General features: G+C 78.6%; 1 pseudogene. It reads right to left on the bottom strand.

The features are described from left to right. Positions 1-679 (bottom strand): annotated as a pseudogene (locus GTW43_RS27885) (ATP-binding protein); the annotation flags it as partial.

Genomic DNA, 679 nt, shown 5'->3' on the forward strand with positions numbered 1-679 from the left:
CGCGCAGTCCGATCGAGGCCTCCAGCTCGGCGCGGGCCCGGTCGAGCTGTCCGCCGAGGAGGGCGAGGATGCCGAGCTCGTGGTGGAAGTAGGCCTCCTCGGGGACGTCCCCGGCGAGCCGGGCCGCTTCCTGTCCGGAGCGCAGGGCGCGCTCCCAGGCGCTCCAGGCGAGCCCCGAGGCGAACGCGGGCGCGGCCGCGCGGGCCAGCTCCACGGTCGGGCTGCTCTCGCCCTCCGCGGGCGGCGTCGTCATCGGCACGAGGGCGCCGAGCGCGGCCAGGACCGCGTCGCTCTCGGCCGCGACCCGCTCGGGCCCGACGGACGGGTGCCCGGCCCACCAGGCGTAGTGCAGGGCGGCGGTGCGGGCGTGCTCGGCGCCGTCCTCGTCGTAGCCCGCGGCGACGAGCTGGGTGCGCACGTCGGACGCGAGCCGGTAGTGGCTGCCGACCGGGGTGACGAGGGCGCAGGAGACGAGCTCGGCGAGGGCCGCGTCCGCGTGCGTGTCGCCGACGAGCGCGGGCAGGTGCGCCTGGTGCGGGATCTCGCCGCCGAGCGTGACGGCGAAGCGCAGCGTGGCCCGCGCGGACGCGCTGAGCCGGGAGGCCAGCAGGGCGGCGGGTGCGGCGCCCTGGGCGAGCGAGGGCAGCGGCACGTCGTGCGCGTCCCCGCTGTCGAAAGG

Source organism: Streptomyces sp. SID5785, assembly GCF_009870065.1.
GTDB lineage: Bacteria > Actinomycetota > Actinomycetes > Streptomycetales > Streptomycetaceae > Streptomyces.